The 20,774-nt window shown below is 51.7% G+C and carries 20 protein-coding genes; 2 read left to right on the top strand and 18 right to left on the bottom strand.

Translation table 11 applies throughout. From position 1 onward, the window contains the following. Positions 1–15: 15 nt before the first annotated feature. The 8 genes from NGM66_RS05735 to NGM66_RS05770 all read right to left on the bottom strand — a co-directional run bounded on the left by NGM66_RS05735 (position 16) and on the right by NGM66_RS05770 (position 8,018). A complete protein-coding gene (locus tag NGM66_RS05735) occupies positions 16–615 on the bottom strand; it encodes a TetR/AcrR family transcriptional regulator (RefSeq protein ID WP_258115443.1) in 600 nt (199 codons plus the stop codon). Positions 616–1,217: 602 nt separating this feature from the next. Beyond that, positions 1,218–1,760 (bottom strand): dUTPase, encoded by a 543-nt coding sequence (locus NGM66_RS05740; RefSeq protein ID WP_208909855.1) that lies wholly within the window; start codon positions 1,758–1,760, stop codon positions 1,218–1,220. An 11-nt stretch (positions 1,761–1,771) separates the two neighbouring features. After that, positions 1,772–2,713 (bottom strand): hypothetical protein, encoded by a 942-nt coding sequence (locus NGM66_RS05745; protein WP_208909857.1) that lies wholly within the window; start codon positions 2,711–2,713, stop codon positions 1,772–1,774. Beyond that, a complete protein-coding gene (locus NGM66_RS05750; RefSeq protein ID WP_208909859.1) occupies positions 2,706–3,584 on the bottom strand; it encodes an exonuclease SbcC in 879 nt (292 codons plus the stop codon). The genes NGM66_RS05745 and NGM66_RS05750 overlap by 8 nt, the downstream gene beginning before the upstream one ends. An 880-nt stretch (positions 3,585–4,464) precedes the next feature. Next, a complete protein-coding gene (gene glnA / locus NGM66_RS05755) occupies positions 4,465–5,805 on the bottom strand; it encodes a type I glutamate--ammonia ligase (RefSeq protein ID WP_258115444.1) in 1,341 nt (446 codons plus the stop codon). Positions 5,806–5,846: 41 nt separating this feature from the next. Next, a complete protein-coding gene (locus tag NGM66_RS05760; RefSeq protein ID WP_208909862.1) occupies positions 5,847–6,227 on the bottom strand; it encodes a MerR family transcriptional regulator in 381 nt (126 codons plus the stop codon). A gap of 109 nt (positions 6,228–6,336) precedes the next feature. Then, the gene (gene miaA / locus NGM66_RS05765; RefSeq protein WP_208909864.1) at positions 6,337–7,266 is read right to left on the bottom strand and encodes a tRNA (adenosine(37)-N6)-dimethylallyltransferase MiaA; all 930 of its coding nucleotides are present in this window, start codon (positions 7,264–7,266) and stop codon (positions 6,337–6,339) included. Then, entirely contained in the window at positions 7,263–8,018 is a 756-nt protein-coding gene (locus NGM66_RS05770; RefSeq protein ID WP_258115445.1) for a glycerophosphodiester phosphodiesterase, read from the bottom strand. The genes miaA and NGM66_RS05770 overlap by 4 nt, the downstream gene beginning before the upstream one ends. 195 nt (positions 8,019–8,213) lie before the next feature. Between NGM66_RS05770 and NGM66_RS05775 the strand changes: the two genes are divergently transcribed. Then, on the top strand, positions 8,214–8,390 hold the full coding sequence (locus tag NGM66_RS05775) for a DUF3042 family protein (protein WP_125575207.1): 177 nt from the start codon (positions 8,214–8,216) through the stop codon (positions 8,388–8,390). Positions 8,391–9,099: 709 nt separating this feature from the next. Here the strand turns inward: NGM66_RS05775 and NGM66_RS05780 are convergent. The 7 genes from NGM66_RS05780 to NGM66_RS05810 form a co-directional block, all read right to left on the bottom strand. After that, positions 9,100–9,510: a rhodanese-like domain-containing protein gene (locus NGM66_RS05780; RefSeq protein WP_208909868.1), complete on the bottom strand. Its 411-nt coding sequence runs from the start codon at positions 9,508–9,510 to the stop codon at positions 9,100–9,102. Between the two features lie 29 nt (positions 9,511–9,539). Beyond that, a complete protein-coding gene (locus tag NGM66_RS05785) occupies positions 9,540–10,511 on the bottom strand; it encodes an ROK family glucokinase (protein ID WP_135367958.1) in 972 nt (323 codons plus the stop codon). 4 nt (positions 10,512–10,515) lie between these two features. Then, complete coding sequence (locus NGM66_RS05790) at positions 10,516–10,746, bottom strand: YqgQ family protein (RefSeq protein ID WP_125575210.1); 231 nt, start codon at positions 10,744–10,746, stop codon at positions 10,516–10,518. Positions 10,747–10,788: 42 nt separating this feature from the next. Continuing rightward, positions 10,789–11,469 carry a rhomboid family intramembrane serine protease gene (locus NGM66_RS05795; RefSeq protein WP_245155241.1) on the bottom strand — a complete coding sequence of 227 codons (681 nt, stop codon included), beginning with the start codon at positions 11,467–11,469 and terminating at the stop codon, positions 10,789–10,791. A 15-nt stretch (positions 11,470–11,484) separates the two neighbouring features. Beyond that, positions 11,485–12,039 (bottom strand): 5-formyltetrahydrofolate cyclo-ligase, encoded by a 555-nt coding sequence (locus NGM66_RS05800; protein ID WP_245155242.1) that lies wholly within the window; start codon positions 12,037–12,039, stop codon positions 11,485–11,487. Positions 12,040–12,094: 55 nt separating this feature from the next. Then, on the bottom strand, positions 12,095–12,244 hold the full coding sequence (gene rpmG, locus NGM66_RS05805; protein WP_081721478.1) for a 50S ribosomal protein L33: 150 nt from the start codon (positions 12,242–12,244) through the stop codon (positions 12,095–12,097). 705 nt (positions 12,245–12,949) lie between these two features. Then, complete coding sequence (locus NGM66_RS05810; protein WP_245155243.1) at positions 12,950–15,061, bottom strand: peptidoglycan D,D-transpeptidase FtsI family protein; 2,112 nt, start codon at positions 15,059–15,061, stop codon at positions 12,950–12,952. A gap of 812 nt (positions 15,062–15,873) precedes the next feature. On the opposite strand from NGM66_RS05810, the gene NGM66_RS05815 reads away from it, so the two are divergent. Further along, entirely contained in the window at positions 15,874–18,516 is a 2,643-nt protein-coding gene (locus NGM66_RS05815; RefSeq protein ID WP_258115446.1) for a YfhO family protein, read from the top strand. Positions 18,517–18,983: 467 nt separating this feature from the next. On the opposite strand, the gene NGM66_RS05820 is transcribed toward NGM66_RS05815, so the two are convergent. From NGM66_RS05820 to udk, 3 genes are all read right to left on the bottom strand, one after another. Further along, positions 18,984–19,292, bottom strand: coding sequence for a HesB/YadR/YfhF family protein (locus NGM66_RS05820; RefSeq protein WP_125575215.1), 309 nt, complete (start codon positions 19,290–19,292; stop codon positions 18,984–18,986). Between the two features lie 220 nt (positions 19,293–19,512). Then, positions 19,513–19,989 carry a transcription elongation factor GreA gene (greA, locus tag NGM66_RS05825; RefSeq protein ID WP_125575216.1) on the bottom strand — a complete coding sequence of 159 codons (477 nt, stop codon included), beginning with the start codon at positions 19,987–19,989 and terminating at the stop codon, positions 19,513–19,515. A gap of 101 nt (positions 19,990–20,090) precedes the next feature. Then, positions 20,091–20,774 (bottom strand): uridine kinase, encoded by a 684-nt coding sequence (udk, locus tag NGM66_RS05830; RefSeq protein WP_373418473.1) that lies wholly within the window; start codon positions 20,772–20,774, stop codon positions 20,091–20,093.

Genomic DNA, 20,774 nt, shown 5'->3' on the forward strand with positions numbered 1-20,774 from the left:
ATGGGGACCCTCGTGTCAAGCTTTTTCTGCATTCACGGGAGAATCGATCCCCACCGGCGCGAACCAAGTCGCCAGAGGCGTGGTTTCTGGCGCCAACAGCTGACAGAAAGTTCGGGCTAAAAATTCTGGCCGGTACCGCCGATTATCATTTAACCAATGGTGTACCAGCCCGGTAAATGCCGTGGCCAAATATGCTGCTTGAATATCGACGGGGGGGTCATCCCCCGCCGGTGCCGGTAGTTGCCGACCAAAGGCTAACAGTTCGCGTTCAAAACGTTGTAAGAGCCGCGGCTGAAATTGGGTGAACTGCGGGTGGAGCAAGACCAACAGAATTTGGTGGTGCTCATCCACATAGCGCAATGCCGGCCCTAAGGCAAAGCCCGTAATCGGCTCTCCCTGTGGGGTCAGCGTCGTGGTCTTCGCGGTTGCAAACCACTCATCAATGACCTGCTGCTCCGTTTGCTCCAAGAAATCCAGCTTGTCCTTGTAATGAAGGTAGAAGGTCCCCCGGGTGATCTGCGCCTTTTGCGTCAGCTTTTGTACGGAAATCTGCTTCAATGATTGCTGTTGCAACAAGGTGCTCAGCGCCTGGCGCAGGCGTTCGTTGGTCCGCACGACGCGTGGGTCTTTTTGACTGATAGGTCTCGCTCCTTTCCTGCTAGAAAGGGGCTGTGCCAACGTGTACACAGTCCCTTAGTTTCACCATTTCTACGCTATATTGCGGTAATACTTACATTGATCATGCCAGTTGCCTGCGGCTGCCAGGGATTCCGCCTGCTGTGGGGGACACTTCCAGCCTAAGAAACAGGCTTCCAGTTTGCTCGTAAGCCGCGCTAACCCCGCGCGTCTTCCGAGTCACCCCCACCCAGTAACCCGGCAAAAAGCACCGGCTAACTGGGTCGACACGGCTGGCTACACCCTGGCCTCCTCCGGCAAAGTAGCGGACACCCCCATCACCGACCGCCATCAGGCAGCCATACTGATTTGTCATAGTCCGCTACAATGTTAGCCGTGAGTGGAGCGAAACTAGGCTCAGCCGGGGAATTTAGCAGCGTCCCTGGCTGGTAAATTGGTGACTTTGAAACGCGGTCTTTGCGGTTCAAAGCAAGCCACGAGACCGCCCTTTGGCTCGGGGCGTCCTCCCCCAGCGTTCCAGCCTAGCTTTCGCGCAACGGTAAGGCGACCAGCCCTAGCAGCCGCAGACACTGAGTTGACGCCTAGTAATTGTGAGCTTGGCGGTCCAGGTTGACTTTGCGCTTGGCTTCGTAGGCCGCTTGGATTTGATCTTGGCTGAAGCCGAAGTCGACAAAGCCCCACTTCAGAAATAACCGCCAGGCATGGCGGAAATCTTCTTGCCGGTGAGCAAAGTGGCTGTTGAACAGCATTCGTTTTAAGATCAGATACTGCTGGTCCAAGTCCTTGGCCGGCCGACTGTTAGCCAACGTGGTCAGGTCTTCTTCCGTCAACATGATCAGGTGCGTCCAGGTCTTCTTAGCCGATACCAGGAAAAAGAAATCCATGGCGTCCGTGTACTCCGTTAATAAGGTCTCTGCCGGTGTCTGACCAGCATCCGCCTTCCCGCGGTGCGTCTTCCAAACTTTGAACCACTCCGAGGTGTTGGCCACCTCAGCGAGTTCGACGTCCAAGGCCACGTAGGCATTTTCAATCTGCGACTTGCGAGACATCTCAATATCACGGTCTCGCGTGATCTGCTCGTCCAGTGCGATTGATTGTTGAACTAACTTTGCTAACTCTAACACGTACTTCCCTCCTAGCCAAAAATCAGGGGATCTGACTTGATCTCAAGGTCCGTTAAGTTTTCTAAGTACCAGTCACGCATGAAGGGATACTTCAGTAAGACGTCGAACCAAGAAACCTTTTGGTCGTCATCGTGGACCGTTAAGACCCACTCTGGTTGCCCTTCCAATTGGTTGTTGAAGATATCGACCACGACGCCACGGTCCAAAGCGATTTCCGCCCCATTGCCGTTGACACCGTTGGTCAGCATGTAATCTTCTTTGGCCGCCATCACAAATAGGCGGTCAACCACACCAGCTGGTAAATCTGCGGCCCGAACGGCGTAATTCTGCCGGTTAGCGGCGTCCAGCAAGTTGAAGTCCACGGAGTAACCGTAATCTTCTTTTAAGTAGCGGGCAAAGTCCACTAAGATCTGAACGGACGTCTTGACCGTTTCGGCCGGCACCGTATCGTGGAGGTCGATGATAAAGAGTTGCGTCAACGCGTGACTGTTGAAACGGAACATTTTACGTTCCAGATTCAGGTAGAACAGGGATTGCCCCGTTGCCCGTTCGCGGTAGTAGACGCCGCCGTTTTCGGACGTCTCAACGCGGAAGTTAAAGGTCCCCCGGTCACCCAGCGGTGTTAGCTGTTGGGTCAGTTCTTCGCGGTGATCCCGTGATTGTAAGATGACGTTCTTACCCTGGTCGTGTAGCTCCAGCATGCGTGACATAAACAGCAGGTAGTAATCGGCATTGCTGTACTGGTGCGGAAAAGTCACGTAATCGGAATCGAGCTTAAAGTCTGCCAATTCCGTCGCGGCAGTGACCAATTCGTCCGGGTCCGTGGTCTTGATCAGCTGGTCCATCAGCTTGGTGAACCGCAGTCCCGTTTCCAGGCCATCTTTAATAGCGTCGTTATAGTTCAATAACCGACCGCTAGTCGTCAAAGTCGAGGGGTCATTTTCATTAATCATTATCTGCCACCTCGCCCTCACTCTTGCCTACCAAACTGTTTAAGTAGTCCGCATACAGACTCGCATTGTGCGCTTCGAAATGTTCAAAGTCGTCAAAGGCATCGCGAATACTTTGCTTTTCGTAATTCAAAATCGTGTCTTCTTTCGACAGCACCAAAATCTTGTCATCATTTTCCTTAATGGTCTTGTGGGCGTTCAAGGCTTGTTCATCCTCGTCCGCCAGTTTGGTCAACTGGTCAATGATGTTTTGCCGTTCGTCTTTGAGCTTACCGGAATCCCAAGGCATACTGCTCTTGGAACTGTTTTCCTTCAGCTGTTCGCGCAACTCTGCCTTTTGGTTGTCCCGCTTAGTCTGGGCATCGACCAGGCGTTGTAACTGCTCGCTTTGTCCGGAAATGGATTCGATCTGGGCAGTGTTCAGCCGTTGGCCGTGCGCTTCTAAGGCAAATGAGTCCTTGAGCTTTTGGTATTCCTTTTCGTCGAACTTAAACTGAACGTTGATCACGTCCAAGTCGCCGAATAAACGCCGGTCCCACCAGTTCCCAAAGTAAATGTGGAACAGTCCCGTGGTGTATTCTTCGTAGTAGAAGAACGGGTAGATGTGGCCTAAATAGTCAATCAATTTGTCACTTAAATAGTGACTGATTTCTGGGTGAATATTGTCGACCAGCTCGGCCAGATGATTGACGGTCCGAGTCGAACGGGTCTTCTTAACTTCTTGGTAGTAACGTACTTGGTCCAACAGTTCATAGACCTTGCGATCGTCGCCGTGCTGAACCGCCGCCTGTAGTGTGCTTAAGTAATCGAGCTTGTTGGCGATTGCCTGTGTTAAGGTATCGGCGGCACTAGCTTGTTGTTCTTGATTTTCCATGGATTATCCCTCATTATTCTGATGTTCCCTAGCGCTTGCCGTGAACATTTGGTTATATCTTCATGTTACCAAAAAATCTGTGAGAAAAAAGCAGTTTGCCTGAAGTTTTAGGGGAAAAGCAGGAATTTTTCCTTTTCTCCTGATTTTGCTGGCAACATCCTGTGTTGCTGGCCGCCTTACCGTTCGGCAACTATGAGACTAGGTCGCTGTGGGCGGACCGGCCGAGCCAAGGGACGGTCTCGACCTCGCTTTGAGCCAAAAACCACGTCTCAAAGACGCCAGTTTCCTAACCGGTAAAAACCACCGCTAAGGGAACCCCCACGGCTGAGCTCATAGTTGCCGAACTCTCGGCTACGGTGGTGCGTGCCCAACCAACTCGCTGAATTCAGGCGTCACTGACGTTTGAAATCGTACTCGTTGCAACCTGTCTACTCTCTTCAGGAAAGTCAATTCAGTTGTGAGACACCAATTTGCCTTGGACTAGCCTAGATGTCACGCTGCGAATCAAGCATCGTGAAAACTACTTTTAGTTGATGCGGTTACCCGATGACTAAAGTCATGTTTAGGGCTACAACTACCGTAGCCGATAGTTCGCTAGAGATGAGTTCAGCCGTGGGAGTTTTCTTAGCAGCTTGCTGGTTAGAAAACTGACAATTTGGAGACGCGGGTTGTCGGCTCCAAATTGAGGGGTGAGACCGCACTTTGGCTCACCCCGGCGCCCACAGCGTTCCAACTCATCTCTAGCGAACGGCAAGGCGGCCAGCACCACACCACACTCGCCCGTTAACTACAAATTAGCTGTTTGCTAAAAAGAGAGCCAGGACCAGTAGGCCTCAGCTCTCTTTCAAATTTTAAGTTAGTCGCCCAACCAGCTCCTGGATTAGTACAGTTCCAGGTATTGATCCCGTTCCCATTCAGATACTTGGGTCCGGTAAGAATTGTATTCCAAATTCTTGGCTTCAATAAAGCTTTGATACAAGTGATTGCCCATGGCACCGCGCATCACGTCGTCAGCCGCCAAGTCCTTCAACGCGTTGTGCAGCGTATCTGGCAGGTTGGTGATGTGGTTTTCTTGCCGTTCTTCGGCATCCATGCGGTAAATGTTGCGGTCAATGGCTTCACGTGGCGCCAATTTGTTCCGCAAGCCATCCAAGCCGGCTTCCAGTACCGCCGCAATGGCCAGGTATGGGTTAGCTGCTGGGTCAACACTCCGCAGTTCCAACCGGGTGGACAGTCCACGAGAGTTAGGCACCCGGATCAATGGTGACCGGTTAGAACCGGACCAAGCCACGTAAACGGGGGCTTCATACCCTGGAACCAGCCGCTTGTAACTGTTTACGATTGGGTTGCAGATAGCCGTGAAGCTGCGTGCATGCTTTAACAGGCCGCCCAGGAAGTGGAACGCGTCTTCAGACAATTCCATTTCACCGTTCTTGTCGAAGAAGGCATTGCCTTGATCATGGAACAAGGACATGTTCAAATGCATCCCGGAACCGTTGATACCAGCCAGTGGCTTTGGCATAAACGTTGCGTACAAGCCGTATTTACGCGCAATGGTCTTCACAACCAGCTTGAACGTTTGGATGTTATCCGCCGCAGCTAAGGCGTCGGCATACTTAAAGTCGATTTCATGTTGGCCTGGCGCAACTTCATGGTGTGCTGCTTCGACATCAAAGCCCATTTCTTCCAGCGTCAAGACGATTTCACGCCGGCAGTTTTCACCCAAGTCCATGGGTGCCATGTCAAAGTAGCTCCCCTTGTCGTTGAGTTCCGTGGTTGGCTTGCCGTTTTCATCCATCTTGAACAGGAAGAATTCAGGTTCTGGCCCAATGTTAAAGTCCGTGAAGCCGGCCTTGCGCATGTCGCCTAAGACACGAATCAAGTTGTTCCGTGGGTCGCCTTCAAATGGCTTACCATCAGTCGTGTAGACTTCACAAATGACGCGGGCAATCTTGCCCCGTTCCGTACTCCACGGGAAGATCATCCAGGTGGAGAGGTCGGGGTACAGGTACATGTCACTTTCTTCGATCCGAACGAAGCCATCGATTGAGGAGCCGTCAAACATTAATTTGTTATCGAGCAACTTGCCGAGTTGGCTGATGGGTACTTCCACGTTCTTAATGGTCCCAAATAAATCAGTGAACATTAGCCGCAAGAACTTAACATTCTCGTCCTTGGCCATCTGACGAATCTCATCCTTGGAATATTCCGGTTTTGCCATGAAAATCGCTCCCTGCTATTTTTTAAAATCCAATACCTGTCTTAAAGGGGTCGATGCATCCCCGGTGTGGGGCGACCCAACCCGCCTTGACGAATAAATTCATCCTGCAAGATCCGCCGGACGTCTTCATCCGTTAAAGGACGGTGCTGCGCCGCGGCCTTCGCCTGGGCTGCCTGCTGTTGCTGATCATAGATGGCTTTGATGCCCGCCACATTGACCCCGTCAGCCAGATAATCCTTGATCTCCAAGAGCCGGTCGACATCATTTAACGAATACATCCGCCGGTTCCCTTCGTTGCGTTCGGGAAAGACCAACTGCTGAGCCTCATAGTAGCGAATCTGGCGCGCCGTTAGGCTGGTGAGCTTCATGACCGTTCCGATCGGTAAAACCGCTAGTGAACGGCGTAATTCTTTTTCCTTCATCACTACTGGCCCCCTTCAACTATGATGCTATCATACCACCTTGAAAGCGGTAGTCAAGCATTCATGTCAGATAATCTAACATCGGCGTCAAACATTAACAATTCTTTAATTAATTGTGAGAACTAAGTCCCGACCACGCGGCTACCTGTGCCTGAATCTGCGTGTACGTTTCCGGGTGTTGCACCAGGTCATACCAAGTTGCCGTCGTCTGGTTACGAAACCAGGTCAGCTGACGTTTGGCATAGTGGCGGGAGTCTTGCTTGACCTGGGCCACGGCGGCCGGGTACTGATCTGGCTGGTCGATCACCGGCAAGAGTTCCCGGTAACCGATCCCCGTCGCGGCCGGAAGCTGTGTGCCCCCCTGTTGTGCCAACCAACGGACCTCGTCGAGTAAGCCCGCATCAACCATTTGGTCTACCCGTTGGTTGATCCGCTGGTACAGTAATTGCCGATCGGTATTCAATGCCAGGTAGAGCTCGTCGTATTGAGGACCCCCATTGTCTTGATGAGAAAATAAGTGTCCCGTCACCTGAATGACCTCTAGGGCCCGGACAGTCCGGCGTACGTTGGTCGGGGGAATCTTCCCTGCCGCCACCGGATCTAGATGCTGGAGCCGCTCCCAGAGGGCTTGGGGCCCCTGTGTGTGGGCTTCTGCGCGTAGCTGTTCGCGAATCGCCGGGTCGCCGGGAGCCGCCGCGCCTAATTTTAGCCCGTCGAAAAGTGCCTGCAGGTAAAAGCCCGTTCCCCCGGCGATGATTGGCAAATGCCCCCGGTCCGTGATCTCTTGAATCAGTCGTTTGGCTGCGGCCACAAACTGGGCGACCGTAAACTGCTGATCGACGTCGCAAATATCAATCAGATGATGGGTAGCGGCGGCCTGTTCCGCCGGTGTCGCCTTGGCCGTCCCAATGTCGAGATGCCGATAAACTTGCATCGAGTCCCCCGAGATGATCTCGCCGTTGAAGGCCTGTGCCAACCGAATGGCTAACGCCGTCTTGCCAACCGCAGTTGGGCCGACGACTGCTAAAACTTTCGTCATAATTCGTTGCCTCCCTGAATTTTCGTGCGTAACGCCACGGCGCGGGCTGGATAGTCCGTAATCAGTCCAGCAAAATGGTGCCGCAAGCAATATGCCATGTCAGCGGGACTATTGACGGTCCACGGCCGCAATTGCACGTGGGGCAACCAGAACCGGTGCGCCTTGACCCAGCGAATGTCCGGATGCAAGCCCCCCACCAGATGTTGCCGTTGCATGCGCCGGGCTTGGCGGCCAGCCGTTTTGAATAATTTTGCGTACTCGGCCTGCGGATACAAGCTACGCAGGGTAATGATCGATTGGGCCCGAAAGCTTGAAAAGACCACGCGGAAAGGCACCGGTTGCTGGGTGAAGTACGTTGCCAGCGCCTGCTCAATGCCCTCATAGTGGATCTTGTTGGTCTTCAGCTCCAGGTTAAAGACGCCCGTGAAGTTGTCTTGAATCAGTAGCTGAATCACCTCATCAAGCGTTGGGATCTTTGTTCCAGCAAATTCACTGCCGAAGTGGCTACCCGCGTCTAGCCGTTTTAGCTCGGCCAGCGTGTGGTCCTGCACCAGTCCCGTGCCGTTCGTGGTTCGGTCGACCTTCTCGTCATGCATGATGACCAGCTGATGGTCCTGTGAAAACTGGACATCCGTTTCGATCCCGTCGGCGCCAGCATCTAAAGCCGCTTGAAACGCCAACAATGTATTTTCCGGGCGCGTCCCCTTGCTGCCCCGGTGGGCAATAATTTGTGTGGGTTGTCTCTTAAACACGAATCCCCATTCCTTTCACGTTCAGACTTCTGTAGTAAGGGTACCACAACGGGCGCCCAACCGCCTGAAATCTGTGAGAAAATATTTCCGGTCGGAATCGCCGGTAATCAGGTAAATCGCTAGCAATTTCCGGATAAAACAAGCATAATGGAAGCGGATAACTTAAAATCTTATACATGATGGGAGTCGAATACGATGAAGCACTTTACGAAAGGTTTCTTATTTGGCGTTGTCGCTACTGCTAGCGCCGTTGCTGGTGCCGTCTTTTCTTTCAAGAAAAAGGTCGTCCAACCAATCGAAGACCAAGAAGCGCGGTTTGAAGAAAACCGGAAGCGGGCTAACCGCAAGAGCCACGCCGCCCACCACGGTTAAATCACCTCTGACTAACCCTAGCGACCAGGACATAATTGTCCCGGCCGCTTTTTTGTCTTAAATTTCACCACTAAAGGTTGACGCGCGGAAATAGCCAGATTTATAGTGACTCCAGGGTTTACAAGGACAAAATTAGTCTTTGAATGTCATGTGATCTGTACTGGCCGCCTTACCGTTCGCCAAATTTGGACCGTGACGCTGTGGGAAGGACCGGTCGAAGCCAAAGAGCGGTCTTCAACCTCGCTTCGAGCCGAAAAACACATCTCGAAGACGCCAGTTTCCAAGCAGGTCACTTGAAAACTCCCACGGCTGAGTCCAAATTTAGCTCACTCACGGCTACGTGGCAGATAAACCACTAATGTAGCTGAACGTTGTCATTTCGGCGATGTTCCCGCTAATCCTATGGGTGAGCACCGACGTAATCGTCATCTCCGACGATTGGTGTGAACTAATTTAGCATTTATAATCCTTATCAGCTGGATATCATCAGATGTTTCAGCCTACACCATACAAGCTGGCGCGTTCTTGGCTACAGAGAAGATTACTTCGGCAACCAATTTAGTCCTCAATGTCGCCGTTAGATATGATCTGACAGGACGCACCCATTCCCAGAGTAGATTGGCTGGACGTTTTGTGCGAATCACAGTTCACAATGTTTCTCCAAAAAAAATAGAGCCTGGGCAGCTTGTCCCAGACTCATTTTTTCAACTTAATTGGACTTCTTCGTCTTGCCTTGCCAACGGGCGTAACCCGTTTTCAAGATCGAGATATCCTCGTAGCCTTCCTTGCCCAAGACCAATGCTGCCCGTGTGCTGAGGGCCTTACCTTGGTCGTACAGGTAAACCGGTAAGTCAGACCGGATACCTGTGTGGTAAGTCTTAAACGTGGAATACGGGATGTTACGGGCGCCTAAGATGTGGCCCGCGTCAAAGTCTTTCTTTTCACGCAAGTCAATGACCTGTGCCTTACGCATGCCCTCTTGGAAAGTCTCCTCATCGATGACGGTAGAAACCTGGTTCCGCCGGATCACGGTGATGAGTTGCCAAGCAGCCCACGCGATAATCAAGACTAGCAAAATGATGGTGTAGACCGTCATTCCTGAAATTGCTGCAATTACCAAACTAAATCGTCCTTCCTAAACCACAAGTTCTAGTTACTCTTTTGGAAACGCAAAGCTAATGAAGCGGCACCAATGACCCCGGCATCGTTCCCTAATTGGGCTAAGCGTAACTTAGTTGAGTCACGAACGGCTGGGAAGGCATTTTCTTGGAAATACCGCGTCGTTGGTTGTAATAACGTGTTACCGGCGTTGGATACCCCACCACCAATGATGATGTTGGCTGGGTTCAAGATGTTGGCCACGTTGGCTAAAGCTAAGCCCAGGTAGAAGGTCACCCGATCGACCACTTGGTTGGCCAAGATGTCGCCGTTGTCAGCCAGGTAGAAGACCATCTTGGAGGTCACGCTTTCCTGATTGTCTTCCATTTCCTTCAAACGAGACGTGCCCATGAAGTCCTTGGCCATATCGTTGGCAACGTGGACGACCCCGGTAGCGGAAGCGTATTGTTCCAAGCAACCGCGTTTGCCACAAGTACATAAGTAGCCGTTGGGCTGTACCGTGACGTGGCCTAACTCACCAGCACCACCATTGATACCGTGGAGCAGGTGGCCACCAGCAATCACACCGCCACCAACACCGGTACCTAACGTCACGAAGACGACATCGCTGTCTTTTTCGCCGGCACCCTTCCAGTATTCACCTAAGGAAGCCACGTTGGCATCGTTGTCTAGGATAAATTGGAGACCCAAGCCTGCTTGAATCTGGTCACGCACTTGTTGGCGCTTCTTCCAGTTCAAGTTGAAGGCCCCAATGACCGTGCCGTTTTCAATATCGACAGAACCGGGTGTCCCCATCCCAATGCCTAAAAAGTCATCTTTACTAAATTCTGAATTTGTAATATGTTGACTGATTGAATCAATGATATTCGGCACAATGTGGCTACCTTCGTCGGTAATATCCGTTGGAATGCTCCACTTCGTCAGAATATCCCCTGCCAGTGAGAGAAAAGCCATTTTCGTGGTCGTCCCACCTAAATCGATTCCAATTAAATTCCGTGCCATAACGCTAAATACCTCCAATGGATTGGTGATTATTTTTTGCTCGTTGTTCCTCTAACCGGTGCTCATGTGTCAACACGATTTTGGCCTGGGCAAACGTCGAATCGTCCACGACCCGTGCTTGTCGGAGGTGGTCCAATTCTAGTGCCATGACCTCGATGTCAAATAGGCGTCTGCCAATGTACACATAAATACCAAACTTTTTAAGTAGCTGCTGAACATCATATAACGTTTTCATTGTGCCACAACCTCCATGAAATTGCACGAGACTTTTCGTTGTTTACTGTGCCATTCCGTGCAAATACAACCAGACCAATCCACCAATTAGGACAATGGTCGCTACCACTCTTTTAATTGGGCTAACTTTACCAATTCGTGGAACACCGACTGTATACGCTACCAGAAATCCGGTCGCTAAGCCGCCTAAATGCCCCGCTAAATCAATACCGGGTGTAAACAGATCAAAGGCGATGTTCATCACGACGAAGGCTAAAAAGGTGCGTGCCAATTGGCGAATCACCGGATTTTGCCAGAAGGATTCCCCCAACATCAAGAAGGCCCCAAATAGGCCAAAGATCGCGGTGCTGGCTCCGGCAGATAGACTGTCCGAGAAACAAAATGACGCGATGTTCCCACCGACCCCGGCCACCAAGAACATGGCTAGGAACCGGGTGTGCCCAAAGGCCGCTTCAATCTGCATCCCCACGAAGTACAGGGTCACCATGTTCATCAGAATATGCGTGAACCCAATGTGTAGGAACATCGGCGTGAACAGGCGCCACCATTCGCCTTGCTGAATCAGCGGATTGAGCTTGGCCCCAAAGGTAATCAACACATTCACGCTGGTGCTACCGCCGGCTAACGTCATGGCCAAGAAGACCAACACCATGATCACGATGAGCCCGACCGTCATAAAGGGGGTCTGGTCCAGTCGCCGTATCCGGTATTTAAAATTTGTCACCGCAAGGCTTCCTTTCTATTCGGTGGGTGCCATCAATACGGCATCCAGTAAGACATCAAATGGGTCAACTGGCCAGTTCGGTTCTGGCGCCTGCTGTGCTGGCAGTGCCAAGGCAACCTTAAAGCCAGTCGTCTGGGGTAAATAACGGTCGTAATAGCCACCGCCAAAACCGAGTCGTTGCCGCGTGGTCGCAAAGACCAACCCGGGCACGACGATCAAATCAAACGCGTTTGGTTCGATAATGGCACCATTGACTGGTTCCTGCAAGCCAAACGAACTGGTCGAAAAAGTCGTCTGCTCATCTACCACGTGAAAAGCCATCTGGCGGTGTGGCAAAGTGGCCGGCACCGCGATGATTTTGCCCTCGGCATGGGCCTGATCAATGATTGGCTGCGTCGCTAATTCAAAGCCCCCACTGATGGTCGTCGCTACACGCTGAGCGGACTGCCAGGCTGGTAAGGCAAAGAGTTGTCGGTACAGGTCTGCCGATGCGCGTTGTCGTAACGCTGCGGGCATTGCATTTAGTGCCTGAATGGTTTGCTGCCGAATTGCTGCTTTCGTTGGCATCATTTACCCCCTCGGTCGATTTTCTCAATAAAAAAAGGTGCGGACTCTCGCCCGTACCTTACTTAGTTTCACGATGCAAAGTTACTTTCCGTTCGCGCGGGCAGTACTTCTTAAATTCAACCCGGTCCGGGTTATTACGCCGGTTCTTGCTGGATAAGTAGTTGCGTTCGTGGCATTCCGTACATTCTAAAGTGATGTGTACACGCATTGTGGGTAACCTCCCAACTTGTTTAGAATTACAGGCTAGAGCCCTTAACTCGTAATATATTACCATTAATCCGCCGCAATTACCAGAGATATTGCCAAATATGTTAAGGAAAAATACTTAACAGCTGATTTCCGCCGGTAAAATCGGTGGTTTCTGACGCCGCCTACCGTTCGCCAAATATGAGACTGGAACGCTGTGGCGGACGGCCGAGCCACAGGGCGGTCTCGGGCCTCACCTTGGAGCCGGTTTTCTAAGCGCCGTAGCCCCTGCCGCTAAGAAAACTCCCACAGCTGAACTCATCTCTAGCGAACTATCGGCTACCGTAGTGTTTGGCAGAACGACTCATTTGACCAGCTATCAGCTGTCAATTAACACCAGTCATCCTAGTGATTGGCTAAATCGTGTGCCGACACCAACAACCTAGTTGCGGAAAAACGCCAATTTAGCCGGAAGCTCACCAAATATGAGCTCAGCCGTGGGATTCCCTTAGCGGCGGTGTTGGCCGGTTAGGGAATGGCGTTTTTGAGACGTGACTTTCGGCTCAAAACGAGGGGCAAGACCGCCCTTTGGCTTGCCCCGCCGCCCACAGCGTTCCAGTCTCATATTTGGTGAGCTGGAGGCGGCCAGTTTCATCCCAAATTATAGAGCCAATGAAAATAGCCGTCGCAACCCAGACGCGGTCACAACGACTATTTTTACCCATGATTATCCGTTGGTGTTCTGAGCAGCTCCAGACTTCGTTGCCTTCGTCGGGTTCGTCAACGTTGAGGTCGATTGAACCGAACTCCAGTAAGCGGAGTAGATCTGTTTCGCCAGCTTCATGTTGTTGTCTTCGGCACTGGTGCCCAAGTTTGGCATCGCTAAGGCCACAACCACTTGTGGATCGTTAGACGGTGCATAAGAGGCCAGACTCAAGGTGACCGTTTCATTCCCCTTGTAGTAGGTTTGCGCGGTCCCGGTCTTGGCGGAGATTCCTGGCGAGATGGAAGCCAGTTCAGCCCCCGTCTTGTAGGTGTTGGTCCCGTGAACCACGTCGTAGAGCCCTTCAGTAACCAATTTCTTTTCTGCCGCCGTCATATCGATGCGGTTCAAGATCTTTGGTGTGACCGTTGACTTCACGGCACCTAACGTTCCATCTGACTTGGTCCCACGAATAGACTCAACCACGTGTGGCGCGATCCGCGTCCCGCCGTTGGCAATCGTGGACATGTATTGGGCAACCTGCAAGACCGTGTAGGCATCGTAGTTCCCAAAGGACAAGTCCAAGGCATTCCCAATGTGGGCCTTACTGCTGGACCCTTTCAACCCGGTACTTTCACCTGGTAAATCAATCCCGGTCTCGACTCCCAACCCAAATTGGTTGAAGTAGCCCCGTTCCTTGGCGAAAATACTGGTGCCCATGGTCAAGGCGGCACCGGAAACGTAGTTGAACTTGGCTTCCTTCATGGCCAACTGCATCATGTACGAGTTAGAAGAAACTTCCAACGCGGTCGAGGCATTGACGGCCATGTCGGCACCACCGTTGGCGTTAAACCAAGAAGCCTTCTTGACCCCACCAACCGTGATAGGTTTATCAGTCAAGGTGTTGTTCGTTGGCGTAATCACGCCATCCATCAACGCCCCAGAGACCATGGCCCCTTTGACGACAGACCCCATAACGATGTCACTGTTCATGGCACCTAAGGCGTTCGTGGTGATCTTACCCGTTGATGGGTTCCGGTCGACCCCGGCCATTCCAATGATGCCCCCAGTTTGTGGGTTCATCACGACAGCATAGGTCCCAGTCGAGACGCCACCCGCACCGGATTCGGCGGAGTGCACCAGGGACTGTAGCTTCTTTTGGAACGTGGAGTTGATGGTCAGCTGGAGGTTGTCCCCCTTAGAGCCACCGTACTTCTTGACTTCCTTGGTCACCGTAGTCCCAGAAACCTCGACCTGCTTTTCGGCCTTGGTTCCCCGGAGAACAGATTCGTATTCCTGTTCCAGGTAAGACTGACCGACACTGTCATTTCGTGAGTAACCCTGTGACAAGAGTTCATTGACCCTGTCGCTTGGTAGCCCAGTCTTTTCGGATGAGACCGTCCCAATAATCGACTTGATCGATGACCCGTTTGGATAGTTCCGTGACCAACTCGTCCCGACTTGAACCCCGGGCATTTCGGATAAATGCTCACCGATTTCAGCGATTTCCTTGCTGGAGACCCCAGAATCCTTGATATAGGTGGTCGATAACGAGTAGGCTCCGCTCATCTTGGCGAAAATTTCTGCCGCGTTCTGTTGCGTCTTGGTCAGCTTGAACGAGGAGTCATTTTCCAAATAAGACAGCGCCTTGTTGTAGAGCTGCGTCGTTGACATACCCTTGGTCCCGGACAGTTTGCTTTCCACTGCTTTTAACCGATCCGTATCCGTCAAGTAGTAGTCGATCGACTGCCGCGGGGTCAGTGAACTGGTTGAGACAGTTAAGTATTTACCAAGCTTATTCGCGATATCATACATGCTGGAAGACAGCACACTGACGCCCTTGGTGTAGGTGATGGCTTGGTGCGCTTTGTTGCCGACCAGGACCTTACCGTTGGAATCGTAGACCATCCCCCGTTGCACGTTGGTGGTCTCAATCGTGGTATCAGTCGAATTGACCTCGGCTTTGAATTGCGACCCATAAATTACCTGCAAATACGCCAACTGACCAATCAGCGCCGCAAATAACAGGGCAACAATAATGAAAAGAAAATTCAACCGAAACGGAATCTGTGACTTAATGGGACCGCCACTGGACCGCTGATTTCGGTTGCTAACGCGATTATAAAAATTCTTCACAATCTCTGCTCCTTGTTGTACAGCTACTATTTTACCAAATTTCGTTGCCGGTCACTATCCCGCTTCCGAAATTTAAACAATCTATGCTATTCTAGAGACCGGAATAGAATGACGCTCACTTGGTATTCTAGCATACTGTGATTCGACTCCAAACGGCCTGCTCCCCATTTTACCAAAAATAAATAAAATATGGGGCTTTTCGCCTGAATTCCCGTCAGTTCCGCCAGTGAATTACCGGGAAGCTGGATTTCACCAGGTACATTGTGGTTATTGTCCGCCTTACCGTTCGCTAGATATGAGTCGGAACGCTGTGGGCGGACGGGCCGAGCCAAAGCCCGGTATCGGCCCTCAGCTTAGAGCCGATAGACCACGTCTCCAAGCTGCCAGTTTTCTTAGCAGCAAAGAACACTACTAAGAAAACTCCCACGGCTGAACTCATATCTAGCGAACTCTCGGCTACGGTAGTGAATGTCCCTAAAGTTTGCCCGTAGTTCAGTTGGCAATTCCTGTCAATATCTTGCCAGAACGGTCAGACGTGTCACAAGCTCAGTTTAACTGGCGAAATTTACCAAATGAGCTGAATTCAGCGGCTCATCAGAGCTTGCGTGAGTTTCTCGACCGTGGTACGCGCAACACCTGTAAGGCGGACAGCATCAGCAAAGTTAGTTGAGTTCTGAATTATCTTTAAAAATATTTCATGGACCCACCGTCACGACCACAATATAGTATGATGGTAGGTGGCCGTTGAACATCGGCGCGGCCGCAAGTAATCAGACATTCCTAAAATCGCTTTAAACTTTGGAAAGATTGAGGTGGCTTCCTTGCAAAAAAAGAAACAGCGTTGGGCCCTCACCCGGCGACAGTTAACCTTATTTGGGGCATTTTTAACGCCCTTTCTACTCATGACGATCTACTTTATCTACCGGCAAATGGCGCCCTTTGGCACGAACAGCCTGTTGACGGTGGATCTGGGACAGCAGTACATTGACTTCTTCGCGTACCTGCGTCGGGCTATTTTACACGACCCCAGCAGCATCGTCTATTCCTTTGCGAATGGCCTCGGCGGCGAAATGCTGGGGACCTGGGCCTACTACCTGTTGAGTCCGCTCAATTGGCTGTTACTGCTCTGCCCCGGCGCCAGCCTCACGACCGGTGTCTTCTTACTGACCGTCATCAAGTACGGCTTAGCGGGCCTGGCCTTCGCGTGGTTGCTGGACAAGACAACTAGTCAAACCGGACTCCAAGCCGTAACGTTTGCGACGGCCTACGCTTTGATGGGCTGGTCGATCGCCAATCAACTGAATATCATGTGGCTGGACGCGGCATACCTTCTACCCCTGATTTTCTACGGCCTGTACCTACTGATGCACACGAGCAAGTGGCGGACCTACGTGGTCTGGTTGACACTAATGCTCATCGTCAACTACTACATGGCCTACATGATCTGCCTCTTCATGATCTTAGCCTTCATTTGGCTAGCCGTTGACCAATTCACCAACTGGCGTCATTTCTGGGGACAGACTGCCAAGTTCGCGGCGACCTCCGCTGTCAGTGGCCTATTAGCGGCCGGCGTGCTCCTGCCAACGTGGTGGTCCTTGGCGCAAAGCAAGGCCCAGTACACGGTCACCACATTTAAATGGAAATTCGAATTCTTCCCACCCAAGATGATTGCCAAATTTTTCATGGGCGCCTTCAACTTTGACCAAATGCCGGATGGGACCGCTAATCTGTTCATCGGAGCTATCGCCCTCCTAGGGAGCCTGTTTTTCTTCAGCGACCACCGCATCCGCTTACGGAGCCGCATCACCGCGGGCCTCATTACCGGCTTCTTGGCTCTGTCCTTGTGCGTCCAACCGTTGGACCTTCTGTGGCACGCCGGCCAATTCCCCGTCTGGTACCCCTACCGGTTCTCCTTCGTCGTCAGCTTCTGGCTGATCTGGTTGGCCGCGCAAACGCTGACCGAAGACTTTGAGCCCGGGTGGCTGGCCATCGCCGTCGTGACGGTCATCATTGCCGTGGGGGCCGCCTACGTGGCGCTCAACCTCAAATCATTTAAATTTTTACAACTCAATCTCGTCTTACTGGGCATCTTCTTCGTCGTCTTAGCGCTCGGCCTAACGACCCTACCCATCAAGCACCACTGGATCTACCCGCTGGCCTTTTTCGTAATTGGTGTCACGGAGATCTCCGCCAACGCCTTCGTCTCGTTAAATAACATTAGCTACGTCTCTCAGAGCGAGTACGGCAACTACACCAATGAGCTTCAGCGACTGGTCAACCGCGTGCAAAAGCGCGATGACGGCGCCTACCGGATCGGTAAGACCTTCTTGCGGACCAAGGGCGATGCCTTTCAAACAGGATACGCCGGTGGCGGCGTCTTCTCCTCAGTTCTTCCCAAGGCTACCCCGGCATTTTACGGCCACATTGGGAGCCCGGATGGCGACGGCTTCGTTGAATACAGTAACGGGACGCTGGTTACCGATTCCTTATTGAATATGAAATACTACTTCCAGCAAAAACAATTATCTGGGGCGCTGAGTGGCACTAGCATGTTGCCCGCGTCCACGAACAAGGCCGACTTAGCCAGCTACCGTGCGATTGGCCAAGACCAGTGGGCCACCACCTACCAGAACCAATACGCTCTACCAATGGGCTACGCGGCTAGTTCTAAGATTCTCACGCTCAAGAACAAGACCGCCGATCCGGCCCAATATCAGGCCAACTGGTTAGCGGCACTGACGGGCAAAACAACGAACCAGAAGCTTTACACGGCCAAGAACTTTGACCAGGTCACGTTCCAAAACATTGCGCAGCAGACCAAGATCACCGGGGCGGTCCTACAACGTAAGAACCTCCTGAAGCCCGCCAAGATCACGCTGACCTTCACGCCCACGACGAATGACGCTTACTACTTGACCTTTGGCTCAACGGTCAATCCCGACAATGCCACCTTTATTTTAAATGGCAAGGCGCTCGACCAGTACAAGACCTACCGCAACACCATCATGGTCAGCGCGGCCGACCGCGCCAAGGGCAAGCAACAGAAGCTAACGATTCAGTTGAAGAAGGGCTCGTTGTGGCTAGAAAACTTCACCCTTTACCAGCTGAACACCGCCAAGTTCCAACAAGCCGTTGCGCAACTCAAGCAGCAGCCTTGGCACCTGACCAAGCACAGCAGTCGCTACTTCAGCGGTACCATCACGAGCCAACGCGCCAATCAGGTGCTCAACACCTCGATTCCGTATTCAACCGGGTGGCACGCCACCGTCAATGGCAAGGCCGTCAAGACCTACAAGACTGTGGGCATGTTCACAGCCCTCAAGTTGCCTAAGGGCCAGAGTACCGTGACCCTGGCTTACTGGCCACCCCTACTCAATGTTGGCCTGCTGATCAGCGGTCTGACACTCATCGGCTTGACCGGTGGCTGGTGGCTCGTTCATCGCCGCCGTTCCTAACCGACATCCCTGAACCACCGCAACCTCATCAGCTGAGGTTGCGGTGGTTTTTTACTGTTCCCGCTGTTGGTCGCCTGCCATTCGCTAAATATGGACTGGCATGCAAAAGTGGATGCGTTTCTCATTTCTGACTGGGCTGACGGCGTTGATGAATTCAGGTAGCCCTACGCATGAGCCTGAATGGCCGTGATCCTGGGGCGGGTCCTTGATGACCGCAATCGTAGCCGAGAGTTCGCCAAATATGGGTTCAGCCGTGGGAGTTTCCTTAGCGGCACAGTTCATGCCGATTAGGAAACTGGCGTCTTTGAGACGTGGTTCCCGGCTCAAAGGCGAGGCGTCGAGACCGACCTTTGGCTCGACCCGTCCGCCCACAGCGACACGACCCATATTTGGCGAACGGTAGGCGGACAGCAACCACAACAGAAAAAAACCACCAGCCCAAAAGGGTCAGTGGTTGGCGGTAAACGTTATTTATCCAGTTCACCGTTGTCGTCATAAATATAAACAGGGCCATCAGTCTTGGCATCGTAATCAATCGTTAGGTCGTAGCCCACGAAGAACCATTGGTCGCCCTCTGTGATGTAGTACGTCACGTCATCTTTCTTTTCCGCTACGATGGGGTGACGGGGATGGTCGTCTGGCGTCATGCCCAATGAGAATCCTTCATGCACAGGCGTCTTGCCGTAAACCTTGCCAAAGAAACGGACACCGTGACCAGCCATACCCATGCCTTCACGGAACCATTTACTTGCTGCATCAGTAACATTAATTTTCATTTGTAAGACTCCTCTTTGACAGTCTGTGAATCCGTTTTCATAACCATTTATACCACGCCAAGTAGGGTCTTGGCAAGTATCATTTCACTAACTACATGATACACAATTAAATTGTCAGCCGCAATTCAATTGCTCAAAAGTAAGTAAAAGGGCGCCCTGACCGCAGTCAGTGCACCCTCGCTTCGTTAACATTTCACCGTTAACGGGTTCATATTTTTTCTTAGTCGACCGCTAAAATCTTGACGGTCATGTCGCCACCTGGTGTATCAAAAGTAACCTCTTCACCATTGCGATGACCTAACAGGCCCTTGGCAATTGGTGAATCGTTGGAAATCTTCCCAGACATTGGGTCAGCTTCTGCGGCCCCCACGATCGTGTATTCTTCGGGTTCTTCGTCTGGCAATTCCTTGAACGTGACCTTCTTACCCACGGTGATCTCATCCTTGTCAGAGCCATCGTTGTCGATGATCTGTGCGTATTGCAGCATCCGTTCAACGGTGCTGATCCGCGTTTCTAACATACTTTGTTCATCCTTGGCTGATTCGTATTCCGAGTTTTCAGAAAGGTCCCCGTAAGAACGGGCAATCTTGATCCGGTCGATAACCTTAGGCCGTTGAACCATCTTTAAATCTTCCAGTTCGGCTTCGAGCTTCTCCTTACCTTCTTCAGTCATTGGATACATTTTGTCTTGTGCCACATTGGCCACCCCTTTAGCGTATTTTTATGATTGTGGAATGCCACAACTTAAATTTAATTTGATAGAAAAGGCTAGCCGTTTACCAGCTAACCTGTCCTATTCTATATGGTTGTATCTGGATTGTCAAAAACTTGGTCATTGCCACTAGCTTCGAGAATCGCCCGAATCTTGGTTACCAGGAGGTCAATGGCGACTTGGTTCTCGCCACCTTCTGGTACGATCAGGTCAGCGTAACGCTTCGTTGGTTCAACGAATTGGTGGTAGGTCGGCTTGACCGTGGCCAAATACTGTTGGATCACGGATTCTAACGACCGGCCCCGTTCGTTCATATCCCGCTGGATACGGCGAATGATGCGGATATCATCATCCGTATCAACGAAGACCTTGATATCCATCAAGTCCCGCAACCGTTCATCATCCAAAATTAAGATACCTTCCAAAATGATGACGTCCCGTGGTTCCTGGTGAATCGTTTCCTTGCTTCGCGTGGACAACGTGTAGTCGTAGACGGGTTTTTCAATCGGTTCGTATTTCAACAACTGCTTCAGTTGTGAAATCAACAAGTCGGTGTCAAAGGCCAGTGGGTGGTCGTAGTTCACGGCAGCCCGTTCCTCCATCGTCATGTCGTCTTGGTTATTGTAATACGAATCTTGTTGCAAGATCATGATTGAGTGGCCAATCAATTGATTAAAGATTGCCCGACTAACGGTCGTTTTCCCGCTACCGGAACCCCCGGTAACCCCAATGATAATCGGTCGCTTTTTGTTTGCCAACACTGTCGCCAT

The sequence above is a fragment of the Levilactobacillus yiduensis genome (assembly GCF_024718525.1).
GTDB classification, from domain to species: domain Bacteria; phylum Bacillota; class Bacilli; order Lactobacillales; family Lactobacillaceae; genus Levilactobacillus; species Levilactobacillus yiduensis.

Coding starts and splice junctions, on each gene's coding strand:
- NGM66_RS05745 (WP_208909857.1), bottom strand. CDS start 2,713: ATGATTAATGAAAATGACCCCTCGACTTTGACGACTAGCGGTCGGTTA.
- NGM66_RS05750 (WP_208909859.1), bottom strand. CDS start 3,584: ATGGAAAATCAAGAACAACAAGCTAGTGCCGCCGATACCTTAACACAG.
- glnA (WP_258115444.1), bottom strand. CDS start 5,805: ATGGCAAAACCGGAATATTCCAAGGATGAGATTCGTCAGATGGCCAAG.
- NGM66_RS05760 (WP_208909862.1), bottom strand. CDS start 6,227: ATGAAGGAAAAAGAATTACGCCGTTCACTAGCGGTTTTACCGATCGGA.
- miaA (WP_208909864.1), bottom strand. CDS start 7,266: ATGACGAAAGTTTTAGCAGTCGTCGGCCCAACTGCGGTTGGCAAGACG.
- NGM66_RS05775 (WP_125575207.1), top strand. CDS start 8,214: ATGAAGCACTTTACGAAAGGTTTCTTATTTGGCGTTGTCGCTACTGCT.
- NGM66_RS05785 (WP_135367958.1), bottom strand. CDS start 10,511: ATGGCACGGAATTTAATTGGAATCGATTTAGGTGGGACGACCACGAAA.
- NGM66_RS05790 (WP_125575210.1), bottom strand. CDS start 10,746: ATGAAAACGTTATATGATGTTCAGCAGCTACTTAAAAAGTTTGGTATT.
- NGM66_RS05800 (WP_245155242.1), bottom strand. CDS start 12,039: ATGATGCCAACGAAAGCAGCAATTCGGCAGCAAACCATTCAGGCACTA.
- rpmG (WP_081721478.1), bottom strand. CDS start 12,244: ATGCGTGTACACATCACTTTAGAATGTACGGAATGCCACGAACGCAAC.
- NGM66_RS05820 (WP_125575215.1), bottom strand. CDS start 19,292: ATGAAAATTAATGTTACTGATGCAGCAAGTAAATGGTTCCGTGAAGGC.
- udk (WP_373418473.1), bottom strand. CDS start 20,774: ATGGCGACAGTGTTGGCAAACAAAAAGCGACCGATTATCATTGGGGTT.